Source organism: Rhizobium sp. 01L410 (assembly GCF_056400165.1).
Genome location: NZ_JBFTST010000023.1, coordinates 1 through 18939 on the forward strand (window position 1 = coordinate 1; position 18939 = coordinate 18939).

21 protein-coding genes and 4 pseudogenes are annotated in these 18939 nt (G+C 55.8%); 18 read left to right on the forward strand and 7 right to left on the reverse strand.

The features are described 5' to 3' along the window. Positions 1 to 142: 142 nt before the first annotated feature. Genes AC1DV9_RS28860 through AC1DV9_RS28880 form a run of 5 tightly spaced genes read right to left on the reverse strand, consistent with a single transcriptional unit; the run spans position 143 to position 4053 of the window. Positions 143 to 517, reverse strand: a complete 375-nt coding sequence (locus AC1DV9_RS28860; protein ID WP_477943932.1) for a response regulator — start codon at positions 515 to 517, stop codon at positions 143 to 145. Continuing rightward, positions 514 to 2496 carry an ATP-binding protein gene (locus AC1DV9_RS28865; RefSeq protein ID WP_477943931.1) on the reverse strand — a complete coding sequence of 661 codons (1983 nt, stop codon included), beginning with the start codon at positions 2494 to 2496 and terminating at the stop codon, positions 514 to 516. Before AC1DV9_RS28865 ends, AC1DV9_RS28860 begins: the two co-directional genes overlap by 4 nt. 1 nt (position 2497) lies before the next feature. Beyond that, on the reverse strand, positions 2498 to 2740 hold the full coding sequence (locus AC1DV9_RS28870) for a hypothetical protein (RefSeq protein ID WP_477943930.1): 243 nt from the start codon (positions 2738 to 2740) through the stop codon (positions 2498 to 2500). Positions 2741 to 2781: 41 nt separating this feature from the next. Continuing rightward, positions 2782 to 3573, reverse strand: a complete 792-nt coding sequence (locus AC1DV9_RS28875) for an SDR family NAD(P)-dependent oxidoreductase (RefSeq protein WP_477951262.1) — start codon at positions 3571 to 3573, stop codon at positions 2782 to 2784. Between the two features lie 54 nt (positions 3574 to 3627). Then, positions 3628 to 4053 carry an organic hydroperoxide resistance protein gene (locus AC1DV9_RS28880; protein ID WP_477951264.1) on the reverse strand — a complete coding sequence of 142 codons (426 nt, stop codon included), beginning with the start codon at positions 4051 to 4053 and terminating at the stop codon, positions 3628 to 3630. A 259-nt stretch (positions 4054 to 4312) separates the two neighbouring features. Here AC1DV9_RS28880 and AC1DV9_RS28885 point away from each other — a divergent pair, with 259 nt between their 5' ends. The 14 genes and pseudogenes from AC1DV9_RS28885 to AC1DV9_RS28950 form a co-directional block, all read left to right on the forward strand. Beyond that, positions 4313 to 6730, forward strand: coding sequence for a PAS domain-containing protein (locus AC1DV9_RS28885; protein WP_477943927.1), 2418 nt, complete (start codon positions 4313 to 4315; stop codon positions 6728 to 6730). Beyond that, a complete protein-coding gene (locus AC1DV9_RS28890; protein ID WP_477951265.1) occupies positions 6727 to 7098 on the forward strand; it encodes a response regulator in 372 nt (123 codons plus the stop codon). The genes AC1DV9_RS28885 and AC1DV9_RS28890 overlap by 4 nt, the downstream gene beginning before the upstream one ends. 213 nt (positions 7099 to 7311) lie before the next feature. Further along, complete coding sequence (locus AC1DV9_RS28895) at positions 7312 to 8628, forward strand: epoxide hydrolase family protein (RefSeq protein ID WP_477943925.1); 1317 nt, start codon at positions 7312 to 7314, stop codon at positions 8626 to 8628. Positions 8629 to 8757: 129 nt separating this feature from the next. Beyond that, positions 8758 to 9495: a hypothetical protein gene (locus AC1DV9_RS28900; protein ID WP_477951266.1), complete on the forward strand. Its 738-nt coding sequence runs from the start codon at positions 8758 to 8760 to the stop codon at positions 9493 to 9495. A gap of 55 nt (positions 9496 to 9550) precedes the next feature. After that, complete coding sequence (locus AC1DV9_RS28905; RefSeq protein WP_477943923.1) at positions 9551 to 10603, forward strand: alpha/beta hydrolase; 1053 nt, start codon at positions 9551 to 9553, stop codon at positions 10601 to 10603. Between the two features lie 636 nt (positions 10604 to 11239). Next, positions 11240 to 12490: an ATP-binding protein gene (locus AC1DV9_RS28910; RefSeq protein WP_477951268.1), complete on the forward strand. Its 1251-nt coding sequence runs from the start codon at positions 11240 to 11242 to the stop codon at positions 12488 to 12490. Positions 12491 to 12772: 282 nt separating this feature from the next. After that, positions 12773 to 12946 carry a hypothetical protein gene (locus AC1DV9_RS28915; RefSeq protein WP_477951270.1) on the forward strand — a complete coding sequence of 58 codons (174 nt, stop codon included), beginning with the start codon at positions 12773 to 12775 and terminating at the stop codon, positions 12944 to 12946. 126 nt (positions 12947 to 13072) lie between these two features. Next, complete coding sequence (locus tag AC1DV9_RS28920) at positions 13073 to 13447, forward strand: zeta toxin family protein (protein ID WP_477951280.1); 375 nt, start codon at positions 13073 to 13075, stop codon at positions 13445 to 13447. Next, complete coding sequence (locus tag AC1DV9_RS28925) at positions 13401 to 13568, forward strand: hypothetical protein (protein WP_477951281.1); 168 nt, start codon at positions 13401 to 13403, stop codon at positions 13566 to 13568. The genes AC1DV9_RS28920 and AC1DV9_RS28925 overlap by 47 nt, the downstream gene beginning before the upstream one ends. A gap of 262 nt (positions 13569 to 13830) precedes the next feature. Beyond that, positions 13831 to 14139, forward strand: coding sequence for a type II toxin-antitoxin system RelB/DinJ family antitoxin (locus tag AC1DV9_RS28930; protein ID WP_477951271.1), 309 nt, complete (start codon positions 13831 to 13833; stop codon positions 14137 to 14139). After that, positions 14136 to 14429, forward strand: coding sequence for a type II toxin-antitoxin system RelE/ParE family toxin (locus tag AC1DV9_RS28935; RefSeq protein WP_477951273.1), 294 nt, complete (start codon positions 14136 to 14138; stop codon positions 14427 to 14429). The genes AC1DV9_RS28930 and AC1DV9_RS28935 overlap by 4 nt, the downstream gene beginning before the upstream one ends. 170 nt (positions 14430 to 14599) lie before the next feature. Then, entirely contained in the window at positions 14600 to 14830 is a 231-nt protein-coding gene (gene vapB / locus AC1DV9_RS28940; protein WP_037086583.1) for a type II toxin-antitoxin system VapB family antitoxin, read from the forward strand. Beyond that, positions 14830 to 15231: a type II toxin-antitoxin system tRNA(fMet)-specific endonuclease VapC gene (gene vapC, locus AC1DV9_RS28945; RefSeq protein ID WP_477951275.1), complete on the forward strand. Its 402-nt coding sequence runs from the start codon at positions 14830 to 14832 to the stop codon at positions 15229 to 15231. Before vapB ends, vapC begins: the two co-directional genes overlap by 1 nt. A 246-nt stretch (positions 15232 to 15477) precedes the next feature. Next, positions 15478 to 15657, forward strand: a pseudogene (locus AC1DV9_RS28950) (putative quinol monooxygenase); the annotation flags it as partial. Positions 15658 to 15734: 77 nt separating this feature from the next. Here AC1DV9_RS28950 and AC1DV9_RS28955 read toward each other — a convergent pair. Then, positions 15735 to 15779, reverse strand: a pseudogene (locus tag AC1DV9_RS28955) (hypothetical protein); the annotation flags it as partial. A gap of 794 nt (positions 15780 to 16573) precedes the next feature. On the opposite strand from AC1DV9_RS28955, the gene AC1DV9_RS28960 reads away from it, so the two are divergent. The 4 genes and pseudogenes from AC1DV9_RS28960 to AC1DV9_RS28975 all read left to right on the forward strand — a co-directional run. Beyond that, on the forward strand, positions 16574 to 16840 hold the full coding sequence (locus AC1DV9_RS28960; protein WP_477951276.1) for a type II toxin-antitoxin system Phd/YefM family antitoxin: 267 nt from the start codon (positions 16574 to 16576) through the stop codon (positions 16838 to 16840). After that, positions 16837 to 17259, forward strand: a complete 423-nt coding sequence (locus AC1DV9_RS28965) for a PIN domain-containing protein (protein WP_477951277.1) — start codon at positions 16837 to 16839, stop codon at positions 17257 to 17259. Before AC1DV9_RS28960 ends, AC1DV9_RS28965 begins: the two co-directional genes overlap by 4 nt. 379 nt (positions 17260 to 17638) lie before the next feature. Next, positions 17639 to 17803, forward strand: a pseudogene (locus AC1DV9_RS28970) (type II toxin -antitoxin system TacA 1-like antitoxin); the annotation flags it as partial. After that, positions 17800 to 18222 (forward strand): annotated as a pseudogene (locus tag AC1DV9_RS28975) (GNAT family N-acetyltransferase); the annotation flags it as partial. The pseudogenes AC1DV9_RS28970 and AC1DV9_RS28975, both read left to right, overlap by 4 nt. 3 nt (positions 18223 to 18225) lie before the next feature. Here AC1DV9_RS28975 and AC1DV9_RS28980 read toward each other — a convergent pair. After that, positions 18226 to 18789, reverse strand: coding sequence for a DNA-3-methyladenine glycosylase I (locus AC1DV9_RS28980; RefSeq protein WP_477951278.1), 564 nt, complete (start codon positions 18787 to 18789; stop codon positions 18226 to 18228). Positions 18790 to 18939 lie beyond the last annotated feature (150 nt).

The following is an 18939-nucleotide window of genomic DNA, read 5'->3' on the forward strand; positions in this document are numbered from 1 at the left end:
TTGTTAGGAAGAAGCGGCTGGATAATGCTCCATTCGAAATCAGTCAGGTCGAACCGGCGACGGGTCATCTGAGGCCTCCAAATCAAAGCCTCATTGAATCAAAGCCATGCCCGCGTGTGAACCCCGTTTATGAGTGCAGGGCCTAGTTCACTCTCAACGCGGCCTTCAGCGCTGCCAAAAGGCCAGTGTCACTGAAGGGTTTAAACAGGCATTCGGCCTCTCCCAGGTCTCTTTCGTTTGGCGGCGCGTTCTCGTCACCCGTGGCGGTGATGAACACGACAGGGATATGCTGTTGACGCCTGGAAAGCTCTCGCTTCAACTCAGGGCCGGACATTCCGGGCATGGAGATGTCAAGGATCAAACAACGGGTTTCATCGACATGGCCGGACGTGAGAAACTGCTCCGCCGACGAAAACGCCATGGCTGCAAAACCGAATTCCCTCAAAAGGTCGGGCAAGGAGTCACGAATAGACTCATCGTCGTCGACGACCGAGACGAGTGGTGGCCTAATCATCATAGTTTTCCTGCAGCATGCTGTCCGTTTGGCCGTCCGGCTATCCGGTCGCGCACACAGTTGCCGACACCGGGAGAACTTTCCACGGAATGCGGTATGGCGAATGAGAAGGTGGCACCAGGACCACTGTTGGGCACCGCCCAAAGGCGACCATTGTGCCGTTCGACGATGGAGCGACTGACGGAAAGGCCGATCCCCATCCCGCGGTTCTTGGTCGTATAAAACGCCTCGAAAAGTCTGTTCGCTTCGTCAGGCTGGAAGCCGACGCCGACATCTTCAACCGTCAATCGCACACTATTGTCATCGTCTCTGGTCGTCGTGATCACCAACTGTCTCGGACGATCGTCAACGGAGACCATGGCGTCAGATGCGTTCATCAGAAGATTCATGATCACTTGTTGCAATTGAACGCGATCTCCCAGGACAGGGGGAAGCGCGTCTGCGAGCTCGGTTCGAAGCAACACTCGGCTTCTTTGGAGCTCGTTCGATAACAGTGCGGTCACCTCCCGCGTCGCTTCGCTCAGGTCCACCAGTTCATTGTTGGCGGCGTTCTTGACGAACAGCGCGCGCAATCGCTTGATGACTTCGGACGCACGGTTTGCGTCCCGTATCGTGCGTTTTGCTGTTTCGCGTGCACCTTCCACATTGGGGGAGTCCGACGCCAGCATCCTGAGACAGGTTCCGGCGTTAGTGATGATGCCCGCAAGCGGCTGATTGACTTCATGAGCGATTGAAGCCGTCAGGGTACCAAGGCTGGTCACCCGAGCAACACGCGCCAGTTCGGAACGCACCTGGTCAAGCGCTTCCTCCGATAGCTGCCGATCCGTGACGTCCTGGATCGCCCCTATGTATTCGAAATTCTCGTTGGCTCCGCATTGATGGGCGACGAGATGCAGGTGCTTGACCGACTGATCGCCCATGCGCAAGCGATATTCCTCGTCCAGGTCTTCGCCGCGGCGGGCGCGGCCGGCCATATCAAGAAAAAGGGGCATGTCGTCGGTATGCGTCATCCTCGCGATGCTCGCGAAAGATATGGGGCCAGCTTCGAACTCATAGATCCGATAAGCTTGGGCTGAGAATGTGACAGTGTCGGTAGACACGTTCCAGGAGAAGCTACCCGTCCGGCTCAAGTGCTGGGCTTCCTCCAGGAAGGTTTCGCTCCGGCGCAGGGCGGCGGCCTGAGCATGTCCTCGCTGCGCGAGGAACACCGTCAGACCAAATATAGGCCCGACCACGCACCCGACGACCAATACCACCGTCGGCAACATGGAGAATGGCGCATACCCTCCCAATACGAGCGCTCGCCATAGGCCGACGATACCCGTCAAAACTCCAATCACGACACTGAGGGGGAGCCATGGCGGCGTTGGCATGGGATGTGCCTCAACCCGCCAAGCCAACGCAAGCATTCCCACGCCGAGGATCACGAGACCGAATGAAGTATGGAGGGCTGCGAGGGTCACCCCACCCCAGTAGCCAACAACTGCGGCCGCTCCGAAGGCAGTGACGATTGAGCCACCCAGGCCCACCAAGAGGGACGATGTGATCGTGAATGTACTGGGGGCCAGCATCAGCGCCACGGAGCTAAACGCGAAACAGACTGCTGTCAGCGGAGCCATTCTTCCGGGACTTCTCAGGTTCACCGAAATGAAGGAGCTGCCGAGCAGTTCGTCGATACCGGCATCGACCCGGAACACGATCTCGATGATTGTCGTCATGCTGACAAAAGTCACCAATCCAGCGCACAGGAACACAGCCCAACGAGGACCATCGATCGCCAAAGTCAGAAGGGCGACACCACATAATCCGAAGCACAATGCGGCGTTTCGCGTCATTGGCGGCAGAGTGGGCGAGAGCTGTATCAAAGCCGGGCTTTTGACAGTCCAGCCCAAGAGAACGATAGCGCCGAGCGTGATCATCAGAACCGCCGAGACCTTAGCCACATAACTGGGCCACGGCCTTCTTGCGACGGTGTCGATCACATTAGTATCCTTTGGGGCTTGCTAGGCGGTGTGACACACCCTCGCGAAACAGCAGGCGCAACGGGCGGTATTTCATGGGCATGGGCGGCGTCTTCGCAAGTGCGGTGCCCACTAGCCATGTGAAAGTCTGCGCTCGAATTTCTCTGTTGTCTATGGCACCATAGTGTTGGTTTTCCAGCGACAAGGCAAAACCTTGGGGGATGCGGAAGATGAAGGCAAAATCGTTGCCGGATCTGGTAAACATGAACGGACGTTTGCAATGAGCTCGAACGCCCTTTTTCTTCTTTATTGGTATCGCGGGGCAACGTCTTTTTTCGACAAATAAGGAGCCATCGCCAAACGAGCCTCGTTGTACGCAAGCCAGAGCCGTTCGTCCGCTAGAGGTGGGATAGTCACCACCTCACGCTTGTCAAATCCAACAAGGGCAGCATCGACCAGATCCCCCGCATCCATGACTGCCTCTGGAACGATGGCGTCGACGTCTTTGCCGGAGCGCTCCCAGATTTCGGTTCGGGTCGCTCCTGGGAGGACAACCTGGATCTGAACGTTCCCGGTTGTCATCTTCAAAGCCATCGACAGGCTGAGATTGAGCAGATACGCCTTCGATCCACTATAGACGCCATCCAAGAACTCCGGGGCGAATGCCAGTACCGAAGCTATGTTGATGATGGCACCTGCCTTCCGGTCCATAAATGCTCTGCCTGCGGCGGCGGCCAATACCGTTGGCGCGGTAATGTTGAGGTCGATTAATTGTTTTAGTTCGGCGGCTTTGTTGTCGAGCAACCCTCCGTTCAGATCAATCCCTGCATTGTTGACCAACAGAGTGATCGAGGCATCGGTTTCAATACACCGCTCAATGCTCGCGAGGTCGTCCGAGTTGGTCAGGTCCGCCGCCCGAACCTCAACTTTTTGGCCTGTTTCGGTCCGAACTCGAGCAGCGATTTTTTCTAGGTTCGCAGCATTTCTTGCAACCAGGATCAGGTCGTAACCGCGCCTTGATAGCCTGTCGGCATAAACCGCTCCGATGCCGGTCGACGCTCCGGTGATTAACGCGGTTCCCATCACGGTGTGTCTCACAATAAGCTCCTTTAGCGTCAGGCGATCCCAATCGATTGGGATCCAGCGAACGCGTCAAACCACGTTGATAACCACGTCAACATTGCCACGCGTGGCTTTGGAATACGGGCATGTCTGATGGGCGGCGTCTACGACGGCACGTGCCATTTCCGGGTCAAGTCCAGGGAGGCTAACGTTGAGACGTGCCTGCAGGAAGTACTGACCATCAACCAGACAAAGATCGACTTCTGCGTCGATCGCGAGGTCGGCTGGCAGGGCGATTTTCATTTTGCGAGCCGCAAGCCCCATTGCACCTTCGAAGCATGCCGACCAGCCCGCTGCAAAGAGCTGTTCCGGATTGGTGCCGCTCCCCGCCGTGCCGGGGGACGAAAGCTTCACGTCGAGCCGCCCATCGGAGCTGCGAGACGCACCGTCTCTGCCCCCCGCCGTGTGGGTCTTGCCTGTGTAATAGACTTTTTCAATCTGTGTCGCGGTATCCATTATTTGTCTCCCTTTCTCGGCATCTGTTCTCAAATGCGCGGGTAAGTTCAGACAGAACTCTCCTGGAAACCATTGTACAATAGTATCGACGATACCATCGCATTGGTCGGCGTGAGCGTGCAGCAACGCCGGGCTAGAACGTTTTCAGATGACCTGCGCTCTGCGGATGGCTCAACGGATCTAAACCGATACCTTAGGACAATGGACTTTTGCACGTACTGGCTGCATGGTGTTCGTTAGAAGTCCTGAAAGGACTGCCATGAACAACCCGCTTCGCCATGTCGTTGACGCGCTCCCCGGACTGGTTTGGACTGCTCATCCCAATGGTCAAGCCGACTTTTTGAACAAACGCTGGCTTGAATACACCGGCCTGGTGCGTGAGGAGGCACTAGGCACCGGTTGGCATTCGTGTGTTCATCCCGAGGATCTGGCTGAATTCCTGGCAAGCTGGGAGCGTATGGTCGTATCAGGCCAAGCGGGAGAATTTGAAGCGCGTATGCGGCGCTTCGACGGCGTGCATCGGTGGTTCAACATTCGCGCCAATCCACTCCTCGACCCGGACGACAAGATAATACAATGGTGTGGAATAAACTCGGATATCGACAACCGAAAACGGACCGAGACGATTGGACGCGAACTCCAAGACCGCTATCGCTCGATCGTCGATGGGCTGCCGTCAATAGTCACCCTTTTATCCCCCGACGGTCACGTCGAACATGCCAATAGGCACATGCTTGAATATCTCGGCACCACAAGCGAGGAGATGCGCGGGCGTGCGGTTGGCCAGGCTTTTCACCCCGAAGATCGCCCCGAGGTATTAAAAAGGTGGGAACGCTCTGCTGCATCAGGACAGCCATACGATTTCGAGGCTCGTCTCCGGCGCGCAGACGGAGCGTATCGGTGGTTTCACACGCAAGGATGCCCGTTGCGAGCCTCAAATGGAGAGATCTCCGTTTGGTACTTTCTGCAGACCGATATCGAGGACCGCAAACGCGCGGAAGCACTGCTGTTCGGCGAGAAGCAATTGCTAGAAATGGTCGCAAGAGGTGACTCTTCACCCGCTGTGCTGGATGCGCTTTGCCGACTGGTCGAGAGCACTGCTGACGGCTGCTACTGTAGCGTTATCCTGGCGGACCAGAGCGGACAGCGCGTTGAGCAGGGTGCAGCTCCCAGTATCCCTGCCGAATTTATTGATGCCCTAATCGGCAGACCGATCAACGCCGAGTCTGGACCTTGCGGGATGGCGACGTTTTTGAAAGAGCAAGTCACTTCGGAGGATATCAGCACCGAAACGCGCTGGCCGACCTGGTGCCCTGTCGCTATGGAACACGGCCTTATGGCCTGTTGGTCAACCCCGATTTCATCATCGACCGGCAGGGCGTTAGGCGCCTTCGCGATCTATCACAGGGAACCAAGCACGCCCACCTCAGTCCTCCGTGAACTGATTGAACAGTTTGCGCATATTGCCAGCATTGCGGTCGAAGGCTTGCAGAGCGGAGCGGCCCTCAAGCGAAGCGAGGCATGGTTGCGCGAAGCGCAACACCTGAGCTCGACCGGAAGCTGGTACTGGCGAGTAGCGGCGGACACATTGGAGTTTTCCGAACAGACCTGCGTCATCTATGAACTTGATCCGCTTCAGACAATTACCCTCGACGTCATCGCATCACGCATACACCCCGAGGATCTTCCCATTCTTCAGGAGATGATCGATATCGCGCGAGGTCCGGCCGATGACCTGGACTACCTTTACCGCGCGCAGATGCCGGATCTGTCCGTGAAGCACCTTCATCTGGTGGCTCACGGCTCTCGCGACAAAAATGGTCAGCTCGAGTACATCGGCGCGATCCAGGATGTGACGCAGCGCCATTTGGCCGAAGAAGCTCTGGGACGCGCCCGGTCCGAGTTGGCTCATGTTGCACGCGTCACGACACTTGGCGTTCTGACCGCATCGATCGCCCATGAGGTCAATCAGCCCCTGCTGGGAATCGTCACCAACGCGAGCACCTGCCTGCGCATGCTGGCGGCCGACCCACCGAACATCGAGGGCGCGCGCAGGACCGCCGAACGGTCCATTCGTGACGGTCATCGTGCAGCCGATGTTATCACCCGGTTGCGCTCGCTTTTTGGCACAAAGGGCACCACGACAGAACCAGTAGACCTCAACGAAGCCGCTAGGGAAGTTATTGCGCTCACATCGAGCGAACTGCAGCGTGCTCGGGTGAATTTGCAAGCCGATCTCGCGGGCAAGCTGCCGCTTGTTTCGGGGGATCGAGTGCAGTTGCAGCAGGTTATCCTCAATCTGCTGCTCAACGCCTGCGATGCAATGAGCGAGATCCATGACCGGCCCAGAAAGCTCATTATTCGGACCCGACATCAAGCAGACGACAGGGTAGACCTCTCCGTTCAGGATGTCGGAGCTGGCTTGGAATGGCAGGATCTCGAAAAGCTGTTCGAGGCGTTCTACACCACTAAAGAGACCGGAATGGGCATGGGGTTGTCCGTCAGTCGTTCAATCATTGAAAGTCACTCCGGAATTCTGTCTGCAACACCAAATCAGGGCCCCGGAGCGACGTTCTCCTTCTCCTTGCCAATCTCGGAGAGCGCTGAATCCGTCGGCAGGACCATCGTTCGTATTCCGCCGTTAAAACTCGTAGACGTCTCAAGGCATCCGCAATGATCGAATATCCGCTTGTTTCCATCGTCGATGACGACGAGTCCGTCAGGGATTCTCTGCCGGACTTAATAATTGAGCTTGGCTTTGCAGCGCGAGCATTCTCTTCCGCAGAAGAGTTCCTCGCCTCAGAGGATCAGCGTAGGACCGGTTGCCTCGTCCTTGATGTTGCAATGCCAGGAATGTCGGGTCCGGAGCTTCAGGAAGAGTTGAGGCGAAACGAGATGGAAATCCCGATCATATTTATCACCGCCCATGGCGACGATAACGTTCGGCCTTTGATGATGGCGCGCGGAGCAGTAGAATGCCTATTCAAGCCGTTCACGGACATCGCCCTGCTTGCCGCTCTCAACGCGGCCTTTGGCAGATCCTAATTTTCCTCGCGGGGACGTATGCTCTGCACGACATGCCGATGTCATGCAGAGCTTACGGTCGTCTTAAGCCGGCCGTCCTTCAAACGATGTCAAAAGCAATGCTTTAGTATCGCCGACACCATCGTTCAATATATTTGGTGCCGTCGCCATGATCTGAATAGCTCAGCGTTTGCATGATGCAAACAGCATTCACATGAGGTGAGGAGCATCAGCATGACCGCGAAATCATTTCCACAAACAAGACGGGATTTTCTTTCGGTCTCGGCAGCCACATCAGTCGCACTCTTGGCGAGCACGACTGCATTCAGCGTGTTGTCGCCGCAAGTGGCCACCGCTGCAACGAGTGGCGCGATACGTCCGTTTCATATCGACATTCCGGAAGCTGCGCTCGCCGACTTGCGCCGTCGCGTCCAGGCCACACGATGGCCGGACCGCGAGACCGTCAACGATCGATCGCAAGGTGTGCAACTGGCGAAGCTTAAGCCGCTCGTCGAATATTGGGGAACTGGCTACGACTGGCGAAAAGTTGAGGCGAAGCTCAACGCCCTGCCGCAGTTCATCACGGAGATCGACGGGCTGGACATCCAGTTCGCACATATCCGCTCGCCGCACGAACAGGCTATGCCGATGCTCATGACGCATGGTTGGCCGGGCTCAATCATCGAACTGCTGAAGGTCATCGAGCCGCTGACCAACCCAACCGCTCACGGCGGCCGCGCCGAGGACGCCTTCCATCTCATTCTTCCTACGATGCCCGGTTACGGCTTTTCCGGCAATCCGACGACCACGGGCTGGAGTCCGGCCCGGATGGCAACCGCTTTCCACGAACTCATGCTGCGACTTGGCTATCCGAAGTATGTCTCTCAAGGTGGCGACTGGGGTGCAATTATCTCGGAAATTCTTGCGGTCCAGGCTCCTGAAGGGCTGCTCGGCATCCACATCAACATGCCAGGTACCTTGCCGCCGGACGTGCTGCGTCACCTGCTGAACTTCGACCCAGCGCCGACTGAACTCTCTGATCGGGAGAAGATCGCTTATGACCGACTGCTTCATTTCTACCGCGACGGCTTCGGATACGCCGCGATGATGAACCAGAGCCCGCAAACAATCGGTTATGCATTGGCTGACTCGCCAGTGGCGATGGCGGCATACTACTACGATAAGTTCGCTGAGTGGACCGACACGGGCGGCGAACCTGAAAAGGTCCTCACCAATGACGAGATGCTCGACGCGATCTCCCTCTATTGGCTGACGAACACGGGGACATCCTCATCACGGTCATATTGGGAAGGTGCCCAAGCCGGCGGCGGTCCATTCAATGCGTTTGACATCCCAACGTTGCCAGTCGCGGTCACAATTTTCCCTGCGGAAATATACCGTGCGCCAAAAAGCTGGGGCGAAAAAAGCTTCGGCAATATCATCCACTGGAACGAAGTCGACAAGGGTGGCCATTTCGCCGCGTGGGAGCAGCCCGAGCTTTTCTCCGCCGAGTTGAGGACTGCGTTTAAGTCCCTCCGCTCGTCCATTTGAGCACCTGACGGCGCCGACCTCGGTGGGCGCCGTCGAACAAATAGGTGTCGCCGCTCCGTCGCCACGAGCATTTCAAAGGATTTGTTGCGTCGATGAGCATGAATCAAGTGAGATCCCAGAGGAAGTAAAATGGACAGGTTGTTGACGAGCGTCCTTGACGCGCATGGTGGATTGCAAAATTGGTCGAAGGTCACCAAGCTAACGGCTGAAATGACGCTCGGGGGTCCTTTTTGGGCAGCCCGTGGATGGCCAGGCATTTTCGACAGGCAAACCGTCGTCGCAGATCCACATCGCGAGCACATTACCTTTTCGCCATTCACTGCGGAGGGGTACACGTCCGTGCTGGACGTAGCGCCTGAGCGTGTTGCACTGACGACGTCGGATGGTCGCGCGGTTCAAGAGCGCCTCAATCCGCGCGAGTCCTTTCCAACAGTCTTTGACCCCTTCACCACGCCATGGGACGCGATCCAGGTCGCATACTTCACCAGTGCGGCGGTATGGAATTACCTCACAGCGCCGTTTGTTTTTGTGCAGTCTGGTGTCATAGCCACGGAGATCAATCCCTGGACCGAGGACGGCCAGATTTGGCGACGACTGGCTGTCAGTTTCCCGACATCTATCGCCAATCATAATGCCGATCAGACTTTCTATTATGATGAGTCCTTTCTTCTTCGGCGGATGGACTACTCACCGGATGTGACCGGCAAACCGCCTGTGGCGCACTACACCTTCGATCACAAAACGTTCGACGGGTTCGTTTTTCCAACCCGTCGCCGAGTGTTTCTTCACGACGCCGATGGGGTCGCGGACCAGGGATTCGCGCCCATTACGATTGACCTTGCGACTGTCAAAGTTGAACGCCGGTAGCGGACAGCGACCGTCGTCACGAAAACGTAGATCGCAAAGTGTTGGAGGAGCTTCAATGTCCACCGGGTTCAGCGGCCAACGCCGCCAATTTCTCGCTATCGCAACTGGGACTTTAGCCCTAGCACAAGCTGTTACGATCCGTCCTGCGCGCGCGAACTCAGCAGAGGCGGTATCGAACGACACCGCGCTGGCTAACCTCACAAGCAAAACTACGTATGCCTCGGTGAAACAGATTAAAGCCGGCGTCCTTGATGTTGGATATGCGGAAACTGGCCCTGCCGATGGGCCTGTTGTTATTTTGTTGCACGGTTGGCCCTACGACATTCACACCTACGTCGACGTTGCGCCCTTGCTGGCATTGAAGGGTTTCAGGGTGATTGTCCCTTTTTTACGCGGCTATGGCACGACGAGGTTCTTGTCTGCGGACACACCGCGCAATGGCCAACAGGCTGCGCTTGCAGTCGACGTCATCGCGTTGATGGACGCCCTGCATGTTGACCGGGCCATCATTGCCGGATGCGACTGGGGCGCAAGGACCGCATGTATCCTTGCCGCCCTATGGCCGGAACGCGTTAAGGCATTGGTGTCGGTGAGCGGATATCTGATCGGCAGTCGGGAAGCGAATAAGATGCCTCTGCCCCCAAACGCCGAACAGCAGTGGTGGTATCAGTTCTATTTCGCGACCGAGCGCGGACGTGCTGGATATTCTGTGAACCGGCAGGACTTTGCCAGGCTTATCTGGCAGACCGCATCGCCAAGCTGGAAGTTCGATGATGCAACGTTCGAGCGGACCGGCCGATCACTCAACAATCCAGATCACGTGGACATCGTGGTGCATAATTATCGCTGGCGCCTGGGGTTGGCAGACGGGGAATCGAAATACGATGACCTGGAAAAGCGGCTCGCACAAAGCCCGGTTATTACCGTTCCGACGATTACTCTTGAGGGGGATAACAATGGTGCCCCACATCCGCTTGCGACTGTCTATGCAAAGAAATTCTCGAGCAGATATGAGCATCGGATTATCAGTGGCGGCATAGGACATAATCTGCCACAGGAGGCGTCGCAACCTTTCGCTCACGCCGTCATCGATATCGGGGGCTCTTGACACTCCTTGTAGCGTTGTCGGTGCGGAATGTTAGGCTGTGCCAAGAAGGCGTCTGAAGCGCATCTCGTCCTTCACTCGGTCTAACCTGCCGTCTCACAAATGTTCCCCCTTCGCCTCGTTCTTGCCTATGCATCGACTTCGACAAGCTTAAGGTCCGCGAACGGGCCGGCACATCCCCGGAAGGAAGCCCGATGATGGAATATCACGCTCGGACGGCGCCAGGAAAAACCCAGCCTGATGGCTGATTTGAGTTAGTCCAGACTTCCGCATTCACGCCTTGGATGTCTGCTCTTCGCAATGACCGTCTAGCAACGGACAGTCCGCCTCCGGCCCCAAATCAGCCTTTCCCCCTTAAGTGAAACGACTCTCCCCGCTGTGGCATCTCAGCGCGTTAGCTCTATTCAAATAACAGGGTCGTTGGTTCAGGTCCCTTCAAGGCGTACGATTTGAGCGCCCGCTCCAACACGCCTCCGCTCACTCTTTTCGATAGCTGGCGAATCCCCTCCGAGTTTCCGAAATGGACGGCTGTAAGTTCCGGATTGGACGAAGTTGCAAACCGAATTGGACGGATGTAAACTCCGACCTGAACGCAGCGGCAATCGTAGAATTTGGTAGCGGTCAGGAGGGAAAAATAGATTGAAAGGGGAAAGTCCTTCTGACCTCCTTTATCCGAGAGGCACAGCCGAGCGAATTAGGGTCGCGCTCGAAGATACGCCAGTCGTACTTGTGAACGGACCGCGCCAGTGTGGCAAGACGACGTTGGCTCGAACCCTGCTCCAGACAGATCGTCCGTATTTCACGTTAGATGACGAAACGACCTTACTATCAGCAAAGACCGATCCAGTCGGCTTCGTTCGTCAGATTGATACTGCCATCATAGACGAGGTGCAGCGTGCACCGGAGTTGCTGCGTGCCATAAAACAGGCTGTAGACAACGATCGGCGGCCTGGGCGATTTTTGTTAACCGGCTCAGCAAACATTCTTGCACTCCCGACGATTTCCGATAGTTTGGCCGGGCGGATGGAAGTCGTCACCTTGTTACCCCTGGCTCAGTCCGAAATTCGACGCAACCAGTCGAACTTTCTCGATTCCGCTTTTGCCGGAACGGTCATAGCCCCTCGCAACCCAACGGTCGGAAGCGACCTGATGGAGCGAGTGCTCATCGGCGGATATCCTGAGATGGTCAGTCGTGGCGATCCTCGCCGTCGATCCGCATGGGCTAGAGAATACATACGAGCCATTGTTGAACGAGATGTGCGCGAAATTGCCGATGTCGAACGCCTGGACCAAATGCCGCAGCTTCTTCGGGCGCTCGCGCACCATTCGGGACAGTTGCTCAATTTCACCCAATTGGCCGGCCAGGTCAGCATTGATGACAAGACCGCCCGGCGATATATCGGACTCTTTGAACAGCTGTTCCTAGTTCGTCGCATCGCGCCTTGGTTTCGAAACCCTTTGAAGCGTCTTATTAAGACACCAAAGCTCCTGTTTCTTGATAGCGGTCTCTTAGCTGCGTTTGTCGGAATGACGATCGATCGAATTTCAAGTGACCGAGGACTATTTGGTTCATTGCTGGAGACGTTTGTCGCAGGCGAAATCCTCCGGCTTGCGACCTGGAGCGAAGTCCAATCAACCTGCCATCACTATCGGGATAAGGATCAGGACGAAGTAGATATCCTTCTCGAAGACGAAGCTGGCAATATGGTTGGACTTGAAGTCAAGGCCGCGGCAACGGTGACCGCAGCAGATTTCAAAGGCTTACGCAAGGTAGCCGTGGCCACGGGGCGCGCCTTCAAGGCAGGCTGGGTGCTGTACGACGGCGACAAGATCCTGCCATTTGGCGATAATCTTGCGGCGATACCGCTATCTTGTCTCTGGGGCGATTAAGGTAAGGGCGGGAATAAAGTTCGATTCCCTTCAAGAGCAAATAAGGTTATATGGACCGTATCACTCGTACTTTGGCGTTTTCCCCGAGCAAAGTGGGGCCGGTTTACCCTGGCTGAGATCGATTTCATCGAACAAGCCCCGACAGATTCCGAAGCTTGCACTGAGGCTGTCTCCTTCGACCCGTTGCATTCGGTGCTGCTGTCGGTGGCACCTGGCACAAGCGATATTTGCAGCCGACGGCCTGTCGCATTATGTTATGGGAGAATAGAAAGGAGAACGCTGATGCTTTTGCAGAAATACCGCGAGAACAAGCAGGCCTTGAAGCAGATCGGCCGGGAGGCCATCGCCGAGAGCCGCCGTATGGGCCTAGCGATCACTGCCAAGGACCGCCAGAACGAGGCTAAGGATAAGGCCCAGCATGAGCGCGAGGAACGTGCTCCGGTTACCGTGAGGTAGCAATCGCTTCATGCCCGAGTTGTCGTGCATCCTTCTCGCAGGGCCGAACGGCTCCGGCAAACCTCCGCCTTCGCGAAGCTGAAACTCGAGGGTGTTTGGATCAACGCGGACGAGATCGCCAAAGCGATGCCAGCCGCCGATGACAGATCGACCGAAATCCAAGCTGGTCGAGCAGCTCTCCTGAAAATTGACGAGATGATCGACACCAGGCAGTCTTTTATTTTCGAGACGACGCTGAGCAGCAACCAATCGTTGAGAATGATGCGGGCTGCCAAGGCGGCCGGGTTCAAGGTCGGCCTGTACTATGTTGCTTTGGATTCCGTTGAGACGAACGTCGAGCGCGTTAGACAGCGTGTCCTCAAGGGCGGTCACGACATCCCGGAGACAAACATCCGCAGGCGGCACGATGGATCCTTAGCTGACCGAAGGGCTCACGATCGCAGACGAAGTTTTGTTGATCGACAACTCAGGGATAGAACCGCACGAGGTCTTCGCCATTAACGGCGGCGTGGTCCAGTCCTTCGACATCGATGACAACCAAGCGCTGCACAAGCTCTTTGAGGCCAAGGTCTGCGAAGCGTATCATCTCATGCGAGTGCTGGAAGGCTTTGAGAGCAGGTAATTGAAAAGGGATAGGCTGCCTCCGGTAAGCAGCTTTTTGAATATTGCGCCAACACTCCGACCGCGCACCGCCTGGCGTTCCGTAAAATAACGTTATGCTTCAACACGTTGATTTATTGCACATACATTTCCATGCGGGGTGGTTAGCGGTTCAGATTGCAACAAGAGCTACGAGAGCCGTGAAAGGGGAATGACGGCGTGAAATTTCAGCTGGAAAGCGTCATTCAATTGCATTACGTTTTCTTTGAATTATGGAGACAGCCATGGCCGCAAACGCACTTGTACAAACACGTATTGATTCCGAAGTCCGGGATCGTGCTTCTGCCGTCCTTGAAAGCATGGGCCTCACGGTATCTGATGCAGTTCGTATCATGCTCACCCGGACTGCGAACGAGGGCGCTCTGCCTCTTGAACTTTTATCCGGCAGTGAGGCGCATGACGCCTGGTTTCGGACCAAGGTGCTCGAAGCGTTAAACGATACTCGACCGGATTTATTGGACGAGGAGGCCGAGGCGCACTTTGCCAAACGTCGAGCGGCGGCCCGCCTTAAAGCTGGTGTGCCAGAATTGTGAAACTTACTTGGTCTGCTTTTGCGTTATCGGATCGTGACGCCATCTTCACATACATCGAGGCAGATAATCCCGCCGCTGCCGTCTTGATCGATGAACGGATAGCCGCTGCCGCCCGTCGCTTGCTCGATTTTCCTGCCAGTGGGCGCGTGGGTCGAATTGCCGGGACACGCGAACTCGTCATCAATGGTACGCCCTATATTGCCGCCTACGCCGTTGCCGAGACGACGGTTCGAATACTTCGCGTACTTCATGGCGCGCAAGAATGGCCAGAAAATCTGCCGCTAAGCTGATCGACCACGATTGTGTGTGGGTCGAAGGTTCGAATCTCTTCAAGGCGAAGGCGACTGGTGCGGCATGGATCGCATGTGTGTGGCAAACCTAAATTGTATATCCCATTGACATATCCCAGCAAGAAGGCTATTTACGTTACGTCGTTATTATGCAATTCGGAGACGTGCAGATGGAGCAGGGTGCAGTATTCCAGAGCAATCGTAGCCAAGCGATCCGTTTGCCAAAGGCGGTTGCCTTGCCTGATGATGTAAAGCGTGTCGACATCGTTGCGGTGGGACGCACTCGTATCATTGCACCAGCTGGTGAAATCTGGGACAGCTGGTTTGAAGGAGCGGAGGCGACATCCGACTTCATGAGCGAGCGTGATCAACCTGCTTTGCAGGAGCGTGAGGCATTTTGATGCTGAAGTACATGCTCGATACCAATATCTGCATCTTTACGATCAAAAATCGACCGCAGCAGGTGCGAGACGCATTTAATCGTTCCCATGATCAGCTGTGCATCAGCTCGGTTTGCCTAATGGAATTGATTTACGGCGCGGAAAAGTCAGCCAGTCCTGAAAAGAACCTTTCCGTTGTGGAGGGCTTCGTAGGGCGCCTCGAGGTATTGCCGTACGACGAAATGGCAGCAGGCCATAGCGGTCAACTGCGAGCTGAACTGGCGCGTAACGGAACTCCGATTGGTCCATATGATCAATTGATTGCGGGACACGCGCGCTCGCGGGGACTGATTATGGTTACCAATAATCGACGGGAATTTGATCGCGTGCCCGGCTTACGAGTGGAAGATTGGACAACTTAGTTTTAAATAATTAATCACATAGCCGGATCTCGCGGATTGCAGTGAGCATTTAACCACCGGGTTGTCGGACCGAATCCCCATCAAGAGCGCGATCCCGCGAGCTTTATTTTCAAATTATTTCCGAGGGGTTCGCCATCCTAGATCAACCCCGAGCTTTCCTATGGATTTCTTTATTTGCCCGATCGCGAAACATCCGCCGGCTGAACGTGGTATAGTAGTTTGCGGCACGAACAGGTGCCCATGGAGATGCCCGTGACCAAATTCGCACTTTACGTTCCGCTTGAAGCAAAACCCGGTAAGGAACAGGAAGTCGCTGATTTCCTGAGATCAGCCATACCTCTCGTCAACGCGGAGCCGGGCACGATTTCCTCGTATGCGATACAGGAAGGCCCGAGCTCGTTTGCAATCTTCGATGCGTTCGACGATGGCAAATGAAAGATCAGACAGTCATCCCCGTCAGCCGTTTCTTTCCGCGGCACCACAGCGCGAGGATTGGGTGTTTCTCAACCCGTTAGCCGGCGGAACTCTCCAACATTGGCGAGCTTTGGAGAACCTTAATCGCGTCCTCATTCTGGCAGAGCCTGGTGCCGGTAAGACCTTTGAAGCTCGCCATCAATCGCGCAAGCTCTCTGAAAAGGGCGGGAAGGCTTTAGGTACAGCAGCTCACCCATGACGAACGCGTCAACTGGTTCCCCCATCGCCAGACGGTGAAATCATCGCCTACATTGCATTTCCCCAGGGCACACTGGGTCATCCTGCCTTCAAGGACGTCATCATCAGGACCATGAGCCCCGAAGGCGATAACATCGCGGACATCAACAGCTTCAACGGCGGGCAGGGCAGCATCAACGTGGCATTCTGGTCGCCGGACTCGAAGTCGTTCGCCTACGTTCGATATCCATCCGGCGGATCCAACTAGGGATCCGATTGCGGAACCCGGATCCACGATGGGAATACCACGCTCACGATCACCATAGCCTAAAACCGGCCGTGGTCCGACTCTGCTCAATCGGCGAGCTGATCCTTCTGAGTTTCAACGTGGTCAGCCCGCTGCCGTTTGGGCGCGCGCTGACGCCTGCACTGCATCCGGGAGACTAGCGCCTTTGATTTGAACCAGGTATCCAATTCTCAATTCAGTGTACGAAGTAATTGCCACTCGCGCGCCGCGCACCTGCTGAAGATTGTCGATAGAACGTTAGCGGCGGGCCTCTAAGCCACTTCCCATACGCGGTTAGGATCTTTGCTGCCAGCATTTGTGGCAGCAACCGTCCGTGACCGTTTGGGCGGCTTCAAACGACTTGCATCTTGGACCGCGAGACCTTATATGTAGGTACGTTCCTACATGGAGGTTGCTTTGGGCACTATCAGTCTAACTAGTCGTGAATTGAATCACGATGTCAGCCGCGCGAAAAGGGCTGCTGAGGCCGGCCCGGTTGTCATTACAGATCGAGGCAGACCATCGCATGTCTTAATGACGTTCGGCGACTACGAGCGCCTGACCGGCAAGAGCCATAATCTGGTCGATGCGCTCTCGATGCCTGGCTTGTCAAATATTGAGTTTGATCTACCACGGGCGGTCATCACCACTCGAGAGATCGATTTTTCTTGAAGTATCTGCTCGACACTAATGTCATTTCAGAACTGCGCAAAGTCGGCGACGGTAAAGCTGATCCGAATGTGGCGGCCTGGATCAGTGCGCAGGACTCTCGTGACCTCTTTTTATCCGCGATAACAATTCTAGAACTTGAGCGGGGAATACTCAGCATTCAGCGGCGAGATGGGGTACAGGGTTCACGCTTGCGGAAATGGATGGACAGTCGGGTTCGCCAGGAGTTTGCAGAGCGGGTCATATCTGTCGATGATGCCATTGCGACGCGGTGTGCTCACTTACATATTCCGGACCGCCGCAATGAGGCAGATGCGATCATTGCCGCGACGGCGCTTGTTCACGGTTTCGCAGTTGTGACGCGCAATATTCAAGATTTTCAGAGCACTGGCGTTGTCCTCGTGGATCCATGGAGCGCTTGAGCTTCGCCACATTGAACGACGCCAACCGTCCTTCGTTTGATCCATCTGATCCCGGCAAATTCTCTCCACGAGGTCCTGTAAAACCTTCACCCTCTCTGTCAGCCAGTGAAGCTCGTCTTTGGTGATCTCGTAGCTTGCGGAATATCGGGCTTCGACATAGGCGCGTGACAACAGCTCGAAACGCCGCCGGGCGATGCGGTTGTCGCGAGGCCAGGCCTCGACCAATCGCGTGTCGATATCCTCGGCTTTTGATTTCAGATTCTTGATGCGATGCGACTTCGGACTTTAAAGCGTCAGGGTCAGCAGTAAACAGTGATATGCTTGCTCTGTCGCTTGATGCGGCATGAATGCCCCATGGCGCCAGATAAATGGGGACAGCGTAACCCAATCCGCACTGAGAGAAGCAGAAGCTATCATCGAGGAAGCGGAAACGATCAGAGTGTCAAAGCGCGATCATCTTCGCATTCTTGAGCTTCTGGAAAATCCGCCCAAACCCAACGCCAAGCTGCGCGCGGCAATCGCCGGTTTGCCTGACAGTCTATGACTTTACCTTCATGGCATGAGGAGCCGATTGCCAAGTCTCATCGTCGGGAGGAGTTCGATTGCGGCGACGCTAAGATGAACGAGTTTCTGCTCCGCTTTGCCCGACAAAGCCATGAGCAGAACGCCTCGAAGACCTTCTGTGCTATCGATGATACAGTATCCGACCGCATTCTTGGGTTCTATACAATCGCGCCTTCGGCACTCGAGCATGCAACTGTGCCTGATGCAATGACACGCGGTCTTGCCCGCCCTGACGTGCCGGGCTTCAAGCTTGCACGACTGGCTACCGACCGCGCGGTTGCCGGGCAGGGACTGGGAGGCCAACTCCTAGCCGCCGCAGCGCTCCGCTGCCTCCGACTTGCAGGAGAGGGGGGGGGACTTCTACTGATCATCGATGCCAAAGGCGAGCGCGCCGCCAATTGACTATACGTGACGTCGAAAGCAGCTAAGAGAATGATCGTTGGCGATGCCAACCGCCTGCATCCATGCGTAGGTGATCGTCGGGCCGACAAACTTGAAACCGCGCCGCTTCAATTCCTTAGAGATCGTCTCGGAGAGGGGCGTGGTCGCGACCCAGCTTTTCCCGTCACCAAGAACAGGAATGCCTTTCGTGAAAGACCAGCAGAATTCCGAGAAGACCTCGCCGCGATCCTGCATCTCGCAGTAGATCTGTGCGCCCTTGATTGTGCCTTCGATTTTGGCCCGTGCGCGTACGATGCCAGGGTCCGCCATCAAGCGCTGAATATCTCGTTCGTCAAAAGCAGCGACCTTGGCTGGATCAAAATCTGCGAAGGCGGCCCGAAAAGCATCCCGCTTACGAAGGATGATGATCCAGGCAAGTCCGGCCTGGAACCCCTCTAGCATGAGCATTTCCCACAACATCCGCGGATCTCGCTGTGGTACGCCCCATTCAGCATCATGATATCCCCGCATCATCGGGTCATCTTGAGCCCAGCTGCAGCGCTCGCAGGATGAATTGTCAGGCATTGTGTTGGTTTCCACGCAGAACTGAGCCGGTTAGGCGCATAATTTCCATTGAGAATTGAGCCATGTGAACCTTCCCCCAATGCGGCGAGCGGCGGGGGCAACGGAGTGATCCACATGGGACTTTTAAACATCATCCGCCGGATGGCGTTG